The sequence below is a fragment of the Streptomyces coffeae genome (assembly GCF_016741875.1).
Classification (GTDB): domain Bacteria; phylum Actinomycetota; class Actinomycetes; order Streptomycetales; family Streptomycetaceae; genus Streptomyces; species Streptomyces coffeae.
Genome location: NZ_JAERRF010000009.1, coordinates 55,305 through 72,434, shown reverse-complemented (window position 1 = coordinate 72,434; position 17,130 = coordinate 55,305). Strand labels below are relative to the sequence as shown.

Annotated in this window: 18 protein-coding genes and 4 pseudogenes; 18 read left to right on the top strand and 4 right to left on the bottom strand. The window is 69.0% G+C overall.

The genetic code is table 11. The features are described 5' to 3' along the window. The first annotated feature begins 10 nt into the window (after nt 1-10). From JK363_RS17150 to JK363_RS17105, 10 genes are all read left to right on the top strand, one after another. Nucleotides 11-1,099, top strand: coding sequence for a mandelate racemase/muconate lactonizing enzyme family protein (locus tag JK363_RS17150; RefSeq protein WP_201875780.1), 1,089 nt, complete (start codon nt 11-13; stop codon nt 1,097-1,099). Next, nucleotides 1,096-2,172: an ABC transporter permease gene (locus JK363_RS17145; protein ID WP_201875779.1), complete on the top strand. Its 1,077-nt coding sequence runs from the start codon at nt 1,096-1,098 to the stop codon at nt 2,170-2,172. The genes JK363_RS17150 and JK363_RS17145 overlap by 4 nt, the downstream gene beginning before the upstream one ends. Continuing rightward, a complete protein-coding gene (locus JK363_RS17140; RefSeq protein ID WP_201875778.1) occupies nt 2,169-3,245 on the top strand; it encodes an ABC transporter permease in 1,077 nt (358 codons plus the stop codon). Before JK363_RS17145 ends, JK363_RS17140 begins: the two co-directional genes overlap by 4 nt. Further along, nucleotides 3,242-4,786 carry a sugar ABC transporter ATP-binding protein gene (locus JK363_RS17135; RefSeq protein WP_201875777.1) on the top strand — a complete coding sequence of 515 codons (1,545 nt, stop codon included), beginning with the start codon at nt 3,242-3,244 and terminating at the stop codon, nt 4,784-4,786. Before JK363_RS17140 ends, JK363_RS17135 begins: the two co-directional genes overlap by 4 nt. Continuing rightward, nucleotides 4,783-5,106 carry an L-rhamnose mutarotase gene (locus JK363_RS17130; protein ID WP_201875776.1) on the top strand — a complete coding sequence of 108 codons (324 nt, stop codon included), beginning with the start codon at nt 4,783-4,785 and terminating at the stop codon, nt 5,104-5,106. Before JK363_RS17135 ends, JK363_RS17130 begins: the two co-directional genes overlap by 4 nt. Nucleotides 5,107-5,175: 69 nt before the next feature. Beyond that, nucleotides 5,176-6,024: a fumarylacetoacetate hydrolase family protein gene (locus JK363_RS17125; RefSeq protein ID WP_201875775.1), complete on the top strand. Its 849-nt coding sequence runs from the start codon at nt 5,176-5,178 to the stop codon at nt 6,022-6,024. Between the two features lie 78 nt (nt 6,025-6,102). Next, nucleotides 6,103-6,351: a hypothetical protein gene (locus tag JK363_RS17120; RefSeq protein ID WP_201875774.1), complete on the top strand. Its 249-nt coding sequence runs from the start codon at nt 6,103-6,105 to the stop codon at nt 6,349-6,351. Then, nucleotides 6,348-7,103 carry an SDR family NAD(P)-dependent oxidoreductase gene (locus tag JK363_RS17115; RefSeq protein ID WP_201875773.1) on the top strand — a complete coding sequence of 252 codons (756 nt, stop codon included), beginning with the start codon at nt 6,348-6,350 and terminating at the stop codon, nt 7,101-7,103. Before JK363_RS17120 ends, JK363_RS17115 begins: the two co-directional genes overlap by 4 nt. Next, nucleotides 7,103-8,128: an aldo/keto reductase gene (locus JK363_RS17110; protein ID WP_201875772.1), complete on the top strand. Its 1,026-nt coding sequence runs from the start codon at nt 7,103-7,105 to the stop codon at nt 8,126-8,128. Before JK363_RS17115 ends, JK363_RS17110 begins: the two co-directional genes overlap by 1 nt. Beyond that, a complete protein-coding gene (locus tag JK363_RS17105) occupies nt 8,125-8,979 on the top strand; it encodes an amidohydrolase family protein (protein WP_201875771.1) in 855 nt (284 codons plus the stop codon). The genes JK363_RS17110 and JK363_RS17105 overlap by 4 nt, the downstream gene beginning before the upstream one ends. Before the next feature lie 24 nt (nt 8,980-9,003). On the opposite strand, the gene JK363_RS17100 is transcribed toward JK363_RS17105, so the two are convergent. Next, complete coding sequence (locus JK363_RS17100; RefSeq protein ID WP_201875770.1) at nt 9,004-9,711, bottom strand: GntR family transcriptional regulator; 708 nt, start codon at nt 9,709-9,711, stop codon at nt 9,004-9,006. A gap of 266 nt (nt 9,712-9,977) precedes the next feature. Here JK363_RS17100 and JK363_RS17095 point away from each other — a divergent pair, with 266 nt between their 5' ends. The 6 genes and pseudogenes from JK363_RS17095 to JK363_RS42470 all read left to right on the top strand — a co-directional run bounded on the left by JK363_RS17095 (nt 9,978) and on the right by JK363_RS42470 (nt 13,759). Then, nucleotides 9,978-10,322, top strand: coding sequence for a 6-carboxytetrahydropterin synthase (locus JK363_RS17095; protein ID WP_201875769.1), 345 nt, complete (start codon nt 9,978-9,980; stop codon nt 10,320-10,322). Then, the gene (locus tag JK363_RS17090) at nt 10,319-11,080 is read left to right on the top strand and encodes a 7-carboxy-7-deazaguanine synthase QueE (RefSeq protein ID WP_307821749.1); all 762 of its coding nucleotides are present in this window, start codon (nt 10,319-10,321) and stop codon (nt 11,078-11,080) included. Before JK363_RS17095 ends, JK363_RS17090 begins: the two co-directional genes overlap by 4 nt. 258 nt (nt 11,081-11,338) lie before the next feature. Then, nucleotides 11,339-11,434 (top strand): annotated as a pseudogene (locus JK363_RS17085) (cold-shock protein); the annotation flags it as partial. A 269-nt stretch (nt 11,435-11,703) separates the two neighbouring features. Further along, nucleotides 11,704-12,336: an HAD family hydrolase gene (locus JK363_RS17080; protein WP_307821748.1), complete on the top strand. Its 633-nt coding sequence runs from the start codon at nt 11,704-11,706 to the stop codon at nt 12,334-12,336. A 630-nt stretch (nt 12,337-12,966) separates the two neighbouring features. Next, a pseudogene (locus tag JK363_RS42475) lies at nt 12,967-13,323 on the top strand (class I SAM-dependent methyltransferase); the annotation flags it as partial. A 91-nt stretch (nt 13,324-13,414) separates the two neighbouring features. After that, nucleotides 13,415-13,759: a hypothetical protein gene (locus JK363_RS42470; RefSeq protein ID WP_236075930.1), complete on the top strand. Its 345-nt coding sequence runs from the start codon at nt 13,415-13,417 to the stop codon at nt 13,757-13,759. Here the strand turns inward: JK363_RS42470 and JK363_RS17070 are convergent. The 3 genes and pseudogenes from JK363_RS17070 to JK363_RS17060 all read right to left on the bottom strand — a co-directional run. Continuing rightward, nucleotides 13,760-13,957, bottom strand: a pseudogene (locus JK363_RS17070) (ATP-binding protein); the annotation flags it as partial. A 262-nt stretch (nt 13,958-14,219) separates the two neighbouring features. Continuing rightward, nucleotides 14,220-14,555, bottom strand: coding sequence for a hypothetical protein (locus JK363_RS17065; RefSeq protein WP_201875768.1), 336 nt, complete (start codon nt 14,553-14,555; stop codon nt 14,220-14,222). Between the two features lie 102 nt (nt 14,556-14,657). Next, nucleotides 14,658-15,650, bottom strand: coding sequence for a helix-turn-helix domain-containing protein (locus JK363_RS17060; protein ID WP_201875767.1), 993 nt, complete (start codon nt 15,648-15,650; stop codon nt 14,658-14,660). A gap of 402 nt (nt 15,651-16,052) precedes the next feature. Here JK363_RS17060 and JK363_RS17055 point away from each other — a divergent pair, with 402 nt between their 5' ends. Together JK363_RS17055 and JK363_RS17050 are read left to right on the top strand one after the other, a co-directional pair. Beyond that, the gene (locus JK363_RS17055; RefSeq protein ID WP_201875766.1) at nt 16,053-16,262 is read left to right on the top strand and encodes a hypothetical protein; all 210 of its coding nucleotides are present in this window, start codon (nt 16,053-16,055) and stop codon (nt 16,260-16,262) included. 177 nt (nt 16,263-16,439) lie between these two features. Further along, nucleotides 16,440-17,102: pseudogene (locus JK363_RS17050) on the top strand (transposase); the annotation flags it as partial. Between the last annotated feature and the right edge of the window lie 28 nt (nt 17,103-17,130).

Here is a 17,130-nt window from a genome sequence, read left to right as displayed (position 1 = left end):
CACACGCCCCATGACCATCATCACGAGAGCGACGGCCCTGCTGGCCGACATCGCTGTGGAGACCGACCGCACGGACGCGGTGCAGTCGTTTGTCAAACAGGAGACGGTCCTCGTCACCCTGACGACGACGGACGGCGTCGAAGGAACCGGCTACGCCTACACGATCGGCACCGGCGGCAGCTCCGTACTGGCCCTGCTGCGCGACCACCTCCTGCCGCTTCTCGCCGGCAAGGACGCGCGCAACGTGGAGGGGCTGTGGCGGGAGCTGTTCGGCGCCACCCGCGCTACGAGCACGGGAGCGATCACCTCGCTCGCGCTCGCCGCGATCGACACGGCCCTGTGGGACCTGCGCTGCAAGCGGGCGGGCGAGCCGCTATGGCGGCTCGCCGGCGGCCACCGCCAGGAGATACCGGTGTACGACACCGAGGGCGGCTGGCTCCACCTGTCCACCGAGGAACTGGTCGAGTCGGCCCGCGCCGCGCAGCAGGCCCGGTTCTCCGGCGTCAAGATCAAGGTGGGCAAGCCGCACGTCGCCGAGGACGCCGAACGCCTGCGGGCGGTACGGGAGGCCGTCGGGCCGCACCTGCACATCATGACCGACGCCAACCAGTCTCAGTCGCTGCCCTCCGCGGTGCGGCTGGCCGCCGCCCTCGAACCGTACGACCCGTACTGGTTCGAGGAACCCATGCCCGCGGACGACATCAGCGGCCACGCCCGGCTCGCCCGGTCGACCGGGATCCCCATCGCGGTCGGCGAGTCGATGTACGCGCCGATGCAGTTCCGTTCCTACCTGGAATCCGGGGCCGCCTCCGTGGTGCAGGTGGATGTGGCGCGCGTCGGAGGGATCACCCCGTGGCTGAAGGTCGCCCACCTCGCGGAGACCTTCAACGTGCAGATCTGTCCGCACTTCCTGATGGAACTGCACGTCAGCCTGGTAGCGGCGGTCGCCAACGGCGCATACGTGGAGTACATCCCGCAGCTGCGCGCGGTCACCCGTACCGAGATGACCGTACGAGACGGCCTGGCCGTGGCCCCGGACGAGCCGGGCATCGGCGTCGACTGGGACATGGACGCCATCGACGACCGGAGGGTGTCATGAAGACGGCTTCCGCTCCGCGTGCGAGCGAGACCGACCGCCCCACCGACGGCGCGCGCCCCCCGCACCGGCTGCCGTTCTGGGTCAACCAGCGGCTGGGGCTGCTCGTGCTGATCGTCGCGCTCGCGGCCGTATTCGGTCTGCTCCGGCCCGCGTTCTTCGACGAGCGCCTCGTACTCTTCCCGCTGCTCCGGGACATCGCCACCCTGACCGTGGTGGCCCTGGCGCAGATGGTGGTGCTGTCCGTCGGACATATGAACCTCGCCGTCGGGCGCATGGCCGCCTTCGGCGCGTTGTTCGCCGGCTTCGGCTACGACCGGCTCGGGCTGTCGCTGCCGATGGGCCTGGTGCTGTGCCTGCTGGCGGGCTGCGCCATCGGCGCGCTGACCGGGTGGATCATCGCCCGGGCCGGGGTGAGTTCGTTTGTGGTGACCCTGGCGATGGACTTCGCCCTCCTCGGACTGGTCTCCCTGCTGTACTCCGCGCTCACCGAGAACGCGGCGTTCACCACCCGTCCCGACGGGCTCACGGAACTCCGGTCGGCCTCGCTCGCCGATATCTGCCTCGGGCCGGTCTGCGGCTCGCCGGCCGTCCCCCAGATCGCCCAGTTCACCCTGCTCGCCGTCATCGGCCTCGGCTTCCTCTACACCCGTACCCGCATGGGACGTGAACTGCTGCTCACCGGCGCCAACCCGAACGCCGCCGAGCTGTCCGGAATCCCCACCGGCCGCAGGATCATCCTCGCGCACGCCCTGTCGGGTCTGCTCGCGGCGCTGGCCGGATTCATGGCGGCCGTCGGCACCGGAACGTTCCGCGCCTCCATCGGCGAGGACTTCATGCTCCCCTCGTTCCTCGGAGCGGTCCTCGGCGGGACCCTGCTCACCGGCGGCGTCGTCTCCGTCGTCGGCGCCCTGCTGGGCACCGCGCTGGTCGGTGTCATCCGCAAGGGCCTCGACCTGCTCGGTGTCGGCCTCGAAAGCCTGAACATCTACCTCGGCTGCGTCCTGCTCCTGGCCCTGTCCGCCGACCGGGTACGCACCGTCGTGTCCTACCGCAAGGTGGTGCGTTCCACATGACCAGGCTCCAGGACCGGAGAGCGGCGGCTCTGCCCGCACTGCGCCGCTACTCCCGCTCCACGACAGCGACCCTGCTGGGCGTGGTCGTCGCGGGCTGCGTCGTCCTCGGCATCGCATCGTCCGGGTCCTTCTTCGAAGGCCCCTCCGTCCGTACGTTCCTGCAGTACGTTGCTACCCCCATCCTCATCGGGCTCGCTCAGATGGTCGCTCTGTGTGTGGGGCAGCTCAATCTTTCGGTCGGCGCGCTCGGTGGCTTCAGCGCCTGCCTGATGGGCGTCCTCATGGCCGACACCGGCGTACCCGCCGGACTCGCCGTCCTGATCGGTGTCCTGACCGCCACCCTGATCGGCCTGCTCACGGGCGTGTTCATCATCGCCACCCGGATCAACGGCTTCATCGTCACGCTCGGCACCATGACGATCCTGCTGGGCGCCCAGTACCGGCTGTCCGGCACCCGCACCATCGACGAGTACTCCGCCGCGCTGCGAGACCTCGGCCGCGCGGCACCGCTCAACATCCCGCTCGTCTTCGTGACGGCCCTCGCCGCCGCCGCACTGCTCGCGGCGTTCATACGCCGTACCGTCGTGGGACGACGCCTGCTGGCGGCCGGCGGCAACCCGCTCGCTGCCCGGCTGTCGGGCATCTCCACCGACCGGCAGATCGTGCTCGCCCATACCCTGTCCGGACTGCTCATCGGCATCGCCGCGCTGACCGCCACCGCCTCGCTGCCCGGCGTCAACCGCAGTGTGGGCGGCGACTGGCTCCTGCCCAGCTTCGCGGCGCCCATCATCGGCGGCGTGGCGCTGACCGGCGGCTCCGTGGCGGTATTCGGCACCGTGCTCGCCGCCTTCGTCATGCGCCTCATCGACACCGCCCGCGCCCAGTTCTCCCTCGACCCGAGCTGGGTCAACTTCCTCATCGGCGTGGTCGTCCTCGGCACCGTCGTGGGCGGCCGCATCCACCAGAGCCACCTCGAGAAGAAGGGCAAGGCGACCGGCGGCCCGCCCCCCGCACCACCGGCGGACGGCACCGGACCCGCCACCGCGCTCGCGCCGACGGGAGGAGCACGATGAACGACGTCCTGCTGGAATGCGACGACATCGTCAAGGTCTTCCCCGGCGTACGCGCCCTCGACGGCGTCGGCCTGCGGCTGACGGCAGGGTCCGTACACGCCCTGCTGGGTGAGAACGGGGCCGGCAAGTCGACCCTCATCAAGGTGATCACCGGTGTGCACGCCCCCGACGGCGGCAGGCTCCTCCAGGCCGGCCGGGAGCTCCGCCTTCACTCCCCGCTCGACGCCGCCCACGCCGGCATCGGTGTCGTCCACCAGGAGCGCAACCTGATCCCGGGCTTCTCCGTCGCGGAGAACATCACCCTGCAGAACCCGCCCTCGCGCCGCGGGCTCGTCGACCGGGAGGCGATGACCGCTCCCGCCCGGCGCTGCCTGGCCGAACTCGGCCTCGACATCGATCCGCACCGCCCGGTGCGGGAACTGTCGGTGGCTCAGCAGCAGTTGGTCGAGATCGCCAAGGCTCTCCACACCGAGAGCCGGGTCCTCCTGCTCGACGAGCCGACCGCGTCCCTCTCACCACAGGAGGCCGAACGCCTCTTCGACGTCGTCCGGCGGCTCACGGCGCGCGGCACCTGCGTCGTCTTCGTCAGTCACAAGCTGGAAGAGGTCTTCACAATCTGTGACACCGTCACCGTCCTGCGCGACGGCCGCTCGGTGCTGGAGTCGGCACCGCTCGCCGAGTACACCCAGGACGACGTGGTCACCCTCATGGTCGGCCGCGCCCACGCGGTGACCGCCATGCCCCCGCGCCCCGTGGACACGTCCGCGATGCCGGCGCTCTCCCTGACCGGAGTTTCGACGGCCTCGGGCCACCGGGACATCTCGCTCGACGTACGGCCTGGCGAGATCGTCGGCCTGTATGGTCTCGTCGGCGCGGGCCGCAGCGAACTGGTCAAGGCAGTCCTCGGCCTCGACCGGATCACCGGCGGCCACGTCCGGGTGCACGGCAAGCGCGCGAAGATCGGTTCGCCCCGCCAGGCGCTGCACCAGTACGGCATCGGCTATCTGACCGAGAACCGCAAGGAGGAGGGCGTCTTCCTGGAGCAGCCCATTCTCCGCAACATCACCGTGACGGTGTGGCAGAAGCTGGCAAAGGCGCTTGGGTACATCTCCTCCCGCCGCGAACGGGACGTCGCGCAGGACCTCGTCGAACGCCTCGGCATCCGGATCTCCGGCCTCGCGCAGAACGCGGGCGAACTGTCCGGCGGCAACCAGCAGAAGGTCAGCCTGTCGAAATGGCTCGCGGCCGACACCCGGCTCCTGGTCGTCGACGAACCGACCGTCGGCGTGGACGTGCGCACCAAGCACGCCTTCCACGAACTGATCTGGGAGCTGGCCCGCGGCGGTCTCCCCATTCTGCTGATCAGCAGCGATCTGGCCGAGATGGTCACGCTGGCAGACCGGGTCGTGGTGATGGCCGACCACCGCATCCGCGGCGAGGTGGACAACGACCACGACTACGACCGGATGAGCGGCCGGATCATCCGCATCATCCACGACCACGACGACGCGGTGGTCCCCGCCGAAGGGGCCTCCTCATGATGCGCGTCGCGCAGGTCGTCCGGATCCGGCCCGAGAAGGCGGACGAGTACCGGCGGCTGCACCGCGCCGTGCCGGAGGCCGTCCTCGACCGGCTGCGGCGGTGTCACATCGCCAACTACTCGATCCACCTGCTCGGCGACCGGCTGTTCGGCTACTTCGAGTACCACGGGGAGGACCTCGCGGCTGACCTCGCCCTGATGGCCGGGGACCCGGCCACCCAGGAGTGGTGGCGGCTCACCTCTCCCTGCCAGGAGCCGGTCGAGGAGGCAGCGCCCGGCGAGTGGTGGGCCTCCATGGAACAGGTCTTCCTCATGAAGTGAGCTCATGCCCCCTCGCCCCCTGCCGCGATCCCCTACAGACCCGCGCGCCGCGACCGCAAGGAGAACCACGTGAAACTGCTGCGCCTGGGCGCGCCGGGCGAGGAGCGCCCGGCCGTCCTCCACGACCAACACACCTACGACCTCACCGGGCTCACCGATGACATCGACGGCCCGTTCCTGGCCGCCGGCGGCGTCGACCGGGTCGCCGCGGCCCTGCGGGCCGGCACGCTGCCCGCCAAGGACACGACGGAGGCGCGTGTCGGCGCGCCCGTCGCCCGCCCTGGGAAGGTGGTCTGCGTCGGCCTCAACTACCGCGACCACGCCGAGGAGACCGGGGCCGTCGTCCCGGAGCGGCCGGTGGTCTTCATGAAGGACCCCGGCACGGTCGTCGGCCCCTACGACACCGTTCTCGTCCCGCGCGGTTCGCGGAAGACCGACTGGGAGGTGGAGCTCGCGGTGGTGATCGGTCGCCGCGCCCGCTACCTGGACGGCCCCGCCGATGCCGCGGACATCATCGCCGGCTACGCGGTCAGCCACGACGTCTCCGAGCGCGCCTTCCAGTTGGAGCTGTCCCCGCAGTGGGACCTCGGCAAGTCCTGCGAGACCTTCAACCCGCTCGGCCCGTGGCTGGTGACGGCCGACGAGGTGCCCGACCCGCAGGGCCTCGGTCTGCGCCTGAGCGTCAACGGCATACCGCGGCAGGACGGCACCACCAAGAACATGATCTTCCCGGTGGCGTACCTCGTCTGGTACCTGAGCCAGTACATGGTGCTGGAACCCGGTGACGTCATCAACACGGGAACGCCTGCCGGCGTGGCCCTCGGTCTGCCGGACACCCCCTATCTGCGGGCCGGTGACACGGTCGTACTCGAGATCGACGGTCTCGGCCGACAGCGGCAGATATTCGCGGACGCGTGAGGGCACACGTGATCACGAACCGGGCCCCGCGCATCAACGTCGGCGGGTCGGCTGTGCGAACTCGTCCGTCCCCCGTCCATGTTCGACGTCGTGGCGCTGTCCGGGACAACGGAGGACCGGGTGATCGAGAATGTGGACCACCTGCACGAGCACGTCACAGACCCCGTGATCATGAAGGACGGGCACAACGCGGCCCCCACTCTCCCCGGCTTCTCGTCGGAGATGCGTGCCGCGTCGATCGACACCTACCGATACCCGGACGGCGGCTTCCGGACCACGGATCGTGCCGCGCGAGCCGTCAGCGGGCGAATGGAGATACACCGATGAGCGACCTGTCCGGATTCAGGGCTCTGGTCACCGGTGGCGCGTCGGGCATCGGCCGGGCCACCGCGGACCTGCTGGCCGCACGCGGCGCCGACGTCGCCGTGCTGGACCTCGACCCGTCCACGATCGACAAGCCACTGCGCGCGTACACCGCCGACGTCTCCGACGACGCGTCCGTACGGTCCGCGGTGGCCGCGGCGGCCACGGACCTCCGCGGCATCGACATCCTGGTCAACAACGCCGGCATCGGCGCGGTGGGGACGGTCGAGGACAACGACGATGCCCAGTGGCACAGGGTCCTCGACACCAACGTCCTCGGCATGGTCCGCACCACCCGGGCGGCCCTGCCGCATCTGCGCGCCTCCGTACATGCCGCCGTCGTCAACACCTGTTCGATCGCGGCGACGGCCGGACTGCCGCAGCGGGCCCTGTACAGCGCGAGCAAGGGAGCGGTCCTGTCCCTGACCCTGGCCATGGCGGCGGACCATGTCCGAGAGGGCATCCGGGTCAACTGCGTCAATCCCGGTACCGCGGACACGCCATGGGTCGGCCGCCTCCTCGACCAGGCGGCGGACCCGGCCGCCGAGCGCGCGGCGCTCAACGCGCGCCAGCCCATGGGGCGGCTCGTCACGGCCGACGAGATCGCCGCCGCGATCGTCTACCTGGCGAGCCCCGCCGCGGCGTCCGTCACCGGCACCGCCCTGGCGGTCGACGGCGGGATGCAAGGGCTGCGGCTGCGCCCGGAGGCCCGGTGATGAGCGTCGGTTCCGGGGCCGGCGGTCCGGTGCTGCCAGGCCACACCCTCGGCCGCGGCGCCGTGTTCGTCACGGCCCTCGGCTTCGGCGGCGCCGCTGTGGCCGGCCTGTACGAGGACGTGGGCGAGGAGGAGGCGGCGGCCGCGGTGGAGGCCGCCTGGGATGCCGGCATCCGGTACTTCGACACAGCCCCGCACTACGGCCTGGGCCTGTCGGAGCGCCGGCTCGGCGCGGTACTGCGTTCGAAGCCCCGGGACAGCTACACGCTGTCCACCAAGGTGGGTCGGGTACTCGAACCGTACGACGGCGGCGGAGACGACCGGTCCCACGGCTTCGCGGTCCCGGCCACCCACCGCCGCCGCTGGGACTTCAGCGCCGACGGTGTCCGCCGGTCCCTTGCGGACAGCCTCACCCGCCTTGGCCTCGACCGGGTCGACCTGGTCCTCCTCCACGACCCCGACGACCACGAGGAGCAGGCGTTCCGCGAGGCATACCCGGCGCTGGAGGACCTACGCGCTCAGGGTGTCGTGAGGGCTATCGGTGTCGGCATGAACCAGACCCGGATGCTGGCACGTTTCGTCAGGGACACCGATGTCGACGCCGTGCTGTGCGCCGGGCGGTACACCCTGCTCGATCAGGGCGCGCTCGATGAGCTGCTGCCCGCCGCGTCGACAGCCGGCACGAGCGTGATCGTCGGCGGTGTGTTCAACTCCGGTCTGCTGGCGGCCCCCGTGCCCGGTGCCACCTACGACTATGCCGAAGCCCCGGACAGCGTGGTGCGCCGGGCGCTGCGGATGCAGGACGTCACGGAGTCACAGGGAGTACCGCTGCGGGCGGCGGCTCTCCGCTTCCCCTTCGGGCACCCGGCGGTCGCGTCCGTTCTCGTCGGCGCACGCTCGGCCGGCCAAGTCCGCGACGCGGCCGAGCAGTTCCATCGCTTTCTGCCGGACGGTGTGTGGGAGGCTCTGCGACGCCAGGGGCTGCTGGCGGCCGGCGTGCCGGTCCCCGAGAGGAGAACATCATGACCCTCGTCGACGCCCACCATCACCTATGGGACCTCGGCGTACGCGACCAGGCGTGGATCACTGGCCCGGACCTCGCTCCACTGCGGCGCTCGTTCCTCCTGCCGGAGCTGGAGGCGCGTGCCCGTGCGGTCGGCGTGACCTCGACGGTCCTCGTCCAGACCGTCACCCTTGCCGAGGAGACCCCGGAGTTCCTCGCTCTCGCGTCGGACAGCGAGCTGATCGGGGCGGTGGTCGGGTGGACCGATCTGACCTCGGTCGGCGTGGCCGATGAACTGGCCCGGCTGCGTTCGCTGCCCGGCGGGGAGTTCCTCCGCGGTGTCCGCCATCAGGTCCAGGCGGAGACGGACACCGAGTGGCTGACCCGTCCGGAGGTGCTGCGCGGGCTGCGCGCGGTGGCGGCGGCCGGGCTCGTGTACGACCTGGTCGTGCTGGAGCACCAGCTGCCGGCAGCGACGCGCGCGGCAGCGGCCGTGCCCGAGCTGACCTTTGTTCTGGACCATCTCGGCAAGCCGCCGATCGCGTCGGGAGAGCTCTCACCGTGGGCGGATCACGTGCGGGAGCTCGCCGAGCTGCCGAACACCGTCTGCAAGCTGTCCGGCATGGTGACGGAGGCCGACTGGAGTGCGTGGACTGTCGCCGGCCTCCGGCCGTACGCCGACACAGTGCTCAACGCCTTCGGCCCGCGGCGCCTGATGTTCGGCTCGGACTGGCCCGTGTGCGAACTCGCCGCCGGCTACGGCGAGGTGGTCGCCCTCACCGGGGAGCTTACGGCGGCCCTCACCGCGTCTGAACGGGACGCCGTCTGGTCCGGGACCGCGCGGCGGGTGTACCGGTTGCCGGACTCCCGCTGACCGCCCGCGGCGCCGGCCGGCCGGTCACTGCTGTGTGAACCGGTCGAGCTGGCGCCGGAGGCTGTGGTTCAGATGGTCCGCCATGGCTTCGGCGGCCCGGTCGGCGCTGCGGCGCAGTATCGCCCGAACGACCCGATCATGCTCCGCCGCGGTGGGGTCGTCGGCCTGGGGCAGACTGCTCAGGCGGAAGATGTGCAGGTGGGCGTGGAGACGCTCGACCGCGTCCGCGAGCAGGGGCCGGTGCGCGGCCTGGGCGACCGCGTCATGGAACCTCTGATCCAGTACGGCGAATTCGCGGTAGGCAGCGTAGGGTCCGGCGGGCCCCGGCTGGGACTGCATGGCCTCCTGGATCTCCTCCAAGGCGTCCAGTTGCGACTCGTCGGCGTGCAGGGCGGCCAGCGCCGCGGCACGCGGTTCCAGGAGCAGCCGCATCTCGAACAGCTCCTCGACGCCCTGCCGGGTCAGCAGCTCCGTCGCCCGGTAGCCGGACAGGGAGCGCTTGACGACAAGGCCGTCGGCCTCCAGCCTGGCCAGCGCCTCGCGGACCGGGGTCGGGGACACGTCGAGCGCACGGGCCAGGGCCTCGATGCTGACCCGGGCGCCGGGGGCGATCTCATGGTCCATGACCATGGTCTTGATGTCCTCGTAGACGCTGTCGGAGAGGACCTGGCGGGCAGGCGGCGGAGCGCTTCTCGCAGGGCCAGCGGAGACGGGCGGCTCGTCTGCCGGCATGTGTGGTCTCCTCTGCTGGACGACGCCGGGGCGGGGCGGTTTCGCGGGCAGTTTATCGAGGTGGGAGGGTGGACACCGGCAGCCCTCGTCGACCGGCCTGCCACCTGGCGTCGACCCGCGGTTCCGCCTCGAATCACCAGTCGGCTTATGATGTGATCTTTTAAAGGGCGCGGGGTGGGTTCTTGGGCCGTTGGCCGGGATATCTGGTTGGGCGTGACCACCTGGCGTTCAGCGCGTCGCGGCATCGAAGTAACGAGACAGGTGCGATGGCGCTTGCCGTGGGCACGCCTTGGGGCTTCGGGCAGGGACTATGGTCCAACGTCCTCAATCCGAAGGCGGCCTCGGTCCATCTCACGCTCGTCCCGCAGTTCCTCACTTCCAGTCGCCCCATCGCGCCGCAGATCGCAAGGCTCGCGGTCGCGCACAGTCATCTGGATCACCGGTCGCTCAACGAAGTGCTGCCGGTCGAGCCGACGTCGGAGAACCTCGCGCAGCACCTCGCCGAGTGGTTTGTGGAGCACATCGAGCCGGAGATCGAGGGGCGCCTGGAGAAGGTGCGCGTGTCGGAAACCCCGTCGTCGTGGGCGGAATTCGAGGTGATCCGGCCGTGAACGGGGGAGTGCTCCACTTACTCGACCACCAGGCCGTGGACGATCGCGGGCTGTTCATCGCTGACACGTTCGGGCCGACGTTCCAGGGCGAGGGGCCCTCGCTCGGCCGACAGGCCCTGTTCATCCGCCTCAGCCACTGCAACCTGTCCTGCGGCCAAGGCCCCGGGGCTCGGTGGGCCTGTGACACCGCCTACACCTGGGACTTCAAGATGCACGACCCGCAGGATCCAAAGATCCGGCGCCGGGTCTTGCTGGACGACCTGATGGCGTGGGTGAAGGCCCACACGGTCCGGCTCGTCGTGATCACGGGCGGCGAGCCGCTGCTCCAGCGGCTCGGACTGGAGCGTTTGGTGGCCATGCTGCACGCGGAGGGCTACGAGATCGAGATCGAGACGAACGGCACTCTGATCCCGAGCGAGGACCTCGTGGCGACCGTGACCGCCTTCAACGTCTCTCCGAAGCTGGTCGCCGCCGGCGGCCGGGAGATTCAGCGGGTCGTCCCTGCGGCCCTGGCAGCGTTCGCTAGCTCCGGCAAGGCCCGGTTCACATTCGTCGTGAGTGAGCTGGCGGAGTTCAAGGAGATCGCCGACCTCCCCGAGCGGTTCGCGATGGACGAGATCTGGGTGATGCCCGAGGGGACCTCGGCCGACATGGTGCGACAGGGGATGCGGACGATCGCGGAAGAGGCCCTGGCCTGCGGCTGGAATCTCAGCCCTCGGCTGCACGTGGAGCTGTGGGAGGACAAACGTGGCCGCTGACATGACAACGCCTGGGTGAGGCCGTCGTTCCAGCTCCCCCGAGCCGCGCGTGTTGGGAAGCGGCTCTCAAAGGAAGGGCGGGATCGTTCCAGCCACCCAGGCTTCCTTCACTGTAGCGCCCAACTCCCGCTCTGTCGCGCCCCATTCTCTGATGCCGTTCCTGATCGCGCCGGTACACCTGAAGCGAGCCGCCCGGGAACGCATGCGCCGGGCATCCGCGCCGGGGGCGGACGGACTCAGCTGGGCAGGGTTCCGACCGGCTTCAAGGAGCTGGCCGAGGGCGCCAGGGTCGACTTCCAAGTCACCCAGGGACCCAAGGGACCGCAGGCCGAGCATGTGGTGCCGATCGGCTGACGAGCCCTCTTGGGCTCCCACCCGTGGCGGGAGCTCCCACCGGTCGTCCAGTGGGGGCTCCCGCACAGTGCGCGTTGCCCCGAAGGCATCTGATCAATCTTCGATGGCAAAAGATCAATGTTCGATGACACGGGACAGCAGCCGCTTTACCTCGCCTCCCGCCTCACGCGGCTTTCGCCTCCGTCGCATCTGACGTGCTCCGGTTCGCAAATCAGGGACAATCACCTGGGACCACGACTGCCTACTTGTCGCTGTGTTATCCAGAGGCAGTGACGACTTCCAAGATCTCCAGCAGGCCCTTCGATGCAGTGCTGTGCGACCTCGACAACGTGATCCGCTTCTACGACACGACGGAGCTGGCAAGCCTGGAGCGTGGTGCGGGGCTGGCGGAGGGCACCACCGAGAGGGTGGCCTTTGCACCGGAGACAGACCTGCCGCTGCTCCTCGGCGCGATCACCAAGCAGCAGTGGGTGGAGTCCATCGTGGCCGGCCTCGCGGGACAGGTGCCGGAGGCCCAGGCGCGCGAGCTGGGTACGGCGCTCGCCAAGGCGCCATTCTGGGCCGACGACGTTGTGGTGGGCTTGCTCCTTCAGGTGCGGGCGCACATGCCCTTGGTGCTGGTGACCAACGCGACCGTGGAACTGGAGGACGACCTGGCGTCGCTGGGCCTGGCGGATTTCGCAGACCACGTCGTCAGCAGTGCGCGGGTGGGGGTGGCCAAGCCGGACCAGAAGATCTACGAGATCGCGGCCAAGCATGCGGGTATCCCCATGAACCGGTGCCTCTTTGTGGATGATCGGCTTGAGAACATCGAAGCCGCAGCCGGGCTCGGGATGACCGGCGTGCACTACAGCGAACCTGCCGATCTCCGGGGGGTGTTGGGCTTCCTGCTGGACAGCTGATTCGCCAGTCTGATGGTCGCGAGTGAACGGCGGGCGTTCCGCACGGCTTGATCGGGGCACTGCGTACCCCCGGGGGAGCCGCCATCGGGCTTCAGCAGTGCACGGCGAAGTCAGCCCGCCCAATGGTGCGTCCGTCGACGCGCCGTGGTGTGGGGCGCGTGCAAATTCTGACTGGTACTGGATGGGAACTGTTGCTTTCCGCTGCCTCGGCAGCGGCGGTCCTGACCGCGACGCTTCCAGCGGAATCAGTGGCTGCCGGGCCCATCAGCGGACAGCAGGACGTCAGGCTCGATTACGTCACACCTTGGCCTGTCCCTGTATCAGGGCCCGCAGCCGTGCCGTCGGTGAAGCCTGGCCGGCACGACGGTCTCCAGCGCGAGGCTCAGAGCTGTTCTGCTGCGGACGCTGAGGTGTCTGGCTTCGTGGATTGCTTCGGACAGCGTTTGTTGATGGGTTTGAGCGGCATTTCTTGATCTTGACGCGGTGAGATGTCGATGAGATGTGACGGCGCCTGGATCCGGCGGACGGTGGTTGTGTCGGCAATCCCGCGGTTCACCTCTGGTTTCAGCCGGTAGCGATCGGTGCGCCGGGAGCCTGTCTCCGGTGCCCGCGCTTGGGCAAGGTGATGCCATGACTGTGGGGTTCAGCGGTGACGTTGCCGAGTACTACGCGAAGTTCCGGCGTGGTTATCCGCCTCAGGCTCTCGACGCGCTGCAAACGGCATTCGCACTGAACAGGGACGACATCGTGCTCGACCTAGGGTGCGGCACTGGTCAGCTGGCCGTCCCGCTTGCCTCCCGGGTCCGCTCGGTCATCGGCATGGATCCCGAGCCGGACATGCTTCGGCTCGCGAGGGAAGCAGCCGTGAGACAGGGCGTCCAAAACGCGACGTGGATCCTCGGCGCGGACACCGACGTTCCTGCGCTCGGCGAGCTGATGGGACAGCGGTCGTTGGCGATGGCGGTCATTGGGCAGGCGCTCCACTGGATGCAACACGAGGCACTCTTCCGTGCGCTGTCGCCGCTGTTCCGCTCCGGGGGAGGTGTCGCCGTGGTCTCTAACGGGACGCCGCTGTGGTTTGCAGGACAGCGATTGGTCACGCTCACTGCGGGGCTTTCTGGAACACCATTTCGACACCAAGCTGGAGGCGTCCTGCGGCACCGCCGCGCGAGACCGGCTTCGCTATGCGCAGGCGCTGGAGTCCGCCGGCTTCGAAGGTGTGCGGGAGGTCGTGATCGAATATCGCGATGAGCTGAGCTTCGACGAGCTCATCGGCGGGGTTTACTCTGCTGTCCCCGCAGATGAGCTGCCCGGAGCGGACGACCGGCCGGCATTCGCCGAGGGCATCCGGCAGTCACTTCCGCCGGACCAGCGGTTCATCGAAGATGTCAGAGTCTCCATGCTCGTGGCCCGGATCAGGTAGTCAGCCGGCCGATGCCTCGACTCGTGCCCGGGTAGTGGCAAGGCGATAGGAGTCGGTGCCGGTCTCGATGATGGTGCCGTTGAAGGTGAGGCGGTCGACGATGGCCGCGCAAAGGCGGGGGTCAGTGAACGTCTTGGTCCGACCGCCGAAGGACTCGTTGGAGGCAATGGCGACGCTGTTCTTCTCCTCGCGTTCGGCGGCGCATCCAGATCCGATCGCAGGATCTCGTCGATCATCGGTTTGAACGGATCCAGGGAGGAGGCCCGGGGCGGGAGCTTCTTGCGCGGCTCCGGCCAGGCCGAGTCCAACGCCTTCCGCACCGTCCGCCACGTCACGCCGTACTTGCGCTCAAGCTCCCGCATCGACATGCCGGGCAGTCGAGACACAGATTGTGCAGCATCCATGCGGACGGAAGCCCCGCTGCCCTGCCACCGTCAGCTCCAGGAATCGTGGCCGGGCCTTACCAGCGCACATAGGCGAGATGGACGATTCTGGCGTTGAGGTCACACCACACGGTCGAGGTCTCACCGCTCCGGACGATGGGCCCGTCGTGCCGGTACTCGTATCCGTCGGGCTTCCGGCAGGTGACAGCGACGTTGAACAGGTCGTTGGAGCTGGTTCCGAAGCACTGGAGCGAGGCGCCGGCATGCCCACCGCTGCCCGTCATGTACGTCGGCGGATTGCACGTATACACGGCCGAGGTGGAAGCGGAAGCCGGGCCGGCCGTGACGAGCAGCCCGCCCGCTCCGAAAGCCAACGCGGCGGCAGCCGTGGCAACACATTGCCTGATGGACATCTCGGTCCCTCCTTCGTCGTTCGGGGTCATCGCGTCGTGCGCTTACATCATGGCTCCGGGTGCTGAGGGCAGCTTGTGGACCAGTGCAAGGTCACTTGTGGCTCAGCGCAGACTTTGCTCGCGTGCGGCCTGGTAACGGAATTCCGTGGGCGTCAGGCCGTACGCCGCCCGGAATGCCCGGCTGAACTCAGCCGGTACCAGGAACCCCCATCGAGCCGCGACCGTGCTGATCGGCTGTCCGCGTAGTCGCGGGTCCGCGAGGTCGGTGCGGCAGCGCTCCAGACGCCGCCGACGGATCGTGACCGAGACGGTCTGCGGTTGCTGACCGAACAGCAGATGCAAGGAGCGGAGTGAGATGTGATGGCGGGCGGCGATGTACGCCGGAGTCAGGTCGGGGTTGCCCAGGTGGCGGTCGATGAAGGCGTTGATCCTGGCGAGCAGAGTCTGCTGACGTGTGTCGACCGGAAGCAGGTACTGGGCGTCCAGGTGGTCGGAGAGGAACGCGGCGGCCAGGTCGACAGCGATCGTCCCGAGACGGTATCGCTCGACAGCGCTCAGGTCAGCGGCCCGGTCGCACACCGTGGTCAGGTACTGGCACAGGAGCGCGCCGGTCACTCCGTGCGGCGACAACCGCTGAGACAGGAGGCGGTCGGCCTTCCCGGGCGCCAACGGGAACGCGCTCTTCGGCATCCGCAGCATGGTCACCAGGCCGAGCCCGTACTCATGGGGAACAGACGCCTCCAGCGGATGGGAGGAGTCGAAGAAGACCAGATCACCACCGCCGACCGTGGCCTGGTTACGGCGCTGGTTCACCCACATCGGGCTGCCGCGGACCAGTGCCAGTTGATACGTCTCGGGGTCTTCGCGCCGTATATGCCTGGAGGTGCGCACGGCCTGCACCGACGAGAACGAGAAGTTCGCGATCTGCACCCCGCTCAGATCGATGGCGAGCACTCGCCCATGGAAGTCATGGGCGAGCGCGCTCGAGAGCGAGAAGGGTGCGATGTTCTCCCGCACCAAGTGGGTGTACCACTCGAAGCGGTCACCGACCGGCAGCTCGCTGCTCGAAACGGATATCAGTGCTCCTGCGGGCATGTCCGACACATGAGTCACCCCTGCATGGTGTCTCCGCCCGGTGTGCGGAGGAAGCGGACCACCGGTCATGTCCGGTCACCCGGAAACGGCTCGAACTGCCCTCGTCATGGCGCCATGGCGGTCCGTGTGCCGCCACCAGCAAGGTACGAACAGGGAGCGCGAGCACCGCTAGCCGGGCTGGCCAACCCACACTCCGGGTCAGCGGAGGACGAGGTGCTGGGCCTCGCACGCGGTGCAGGACCTCGCTGCCCGGCAGGGCGAGTTCGCGCAGCGCCTGGTCGTAAGTGAGGTCCGAATCGCCGGTCTCTCATCTGGCGAAGCGTCACCACGTCGGCCACGCAACGGTCCGGCAGGCTCTGAAGTCGCCAACGCCGCCTGCCCCGCAAGAAGCGGCCCCCCATCGTGGGCCCTGCCAAGGAACGTGTCGGCCCGACCATCGACGTCATCCTCGACGAGTACGCCGCTACCCACGCCGACCAACTCCCCACCGTGAGAGAGGTCTCGGAGAAGCTGCTGGATGACCACGACGCCACCGTGTCCTACGGGAACAGTCCACCGCTACATGTCCAGCCACCCGCTCAAGAACCCGGACACGTTGATCAGCCACACTGAACTCACCCAGGGAACTACCTCGCCGCCACCCAGCAGATCTTCCACGCCGCCGTGTTCACCGACCGCGAGTTCGACGAGCTGCCGCTGCCGATCGCGTGGGCGATCGATGTCCAGGCCCTGCGAGGTCGCCCCGCCGTGTCTGCGAAGCAGGCGGCCTCTGGTGACCACGGGGACGGCGGCTTCCCTGCAGCAGCCGCACTTCGTCGCGTCGGCAAGAACCGGCTCGCAACGTGGTTGCGGAACCGCAAGGTCCGCAGTGCCCAGCTCGTCGCGGTCACCGCCATCGCGGCCGCGGAGGCACAGCACACCGCGGTCGCCGGCGAGAAGCTGGCTGCCGCCGTGGTGGCCAGGCTGGCGAGGGAGGTGATCGCCCTCGACGAGGAGATCGAAGAGACTGACACCCTGATCGAAGACCGGTTTCGCGACCACCCGCACGCCGAAGTCATCCTGAGCATGCCCGGTCTCGGCCCCGTTCTGGGCGCCGAGTTCATCGCCCACACCGGCGGCGACATGAGCGTCTTCGGCAGCCCGGACCGCCTCGCCGGTGTCGCCGGCCTGGCGCCAGTCCCAAGAGACTCCGGGAGGATCAGCGGCAACATGCGCAGACCTCGTCGCTACTGCCGACGCCTGCTGCGAGTCTTCTACATGTCATCGATGGTGGCCGCTCGATCGTGCCCCATGCCGAAGGCGTTCTACGAACGCAAGAGGGCTGAGGGCAAGAACCACAAGCAGGCCGTCATCGCTCTCGCGCGACGCCGACTGAACGTTCTGTGGGCCCTCGTACGCGACGGGCGCACCTTTGAAGTCACCCCACCGCCGAACCCCCTCGCACTGGGCTAACACGCTCACAGCGAGTCACCAAGAAGGC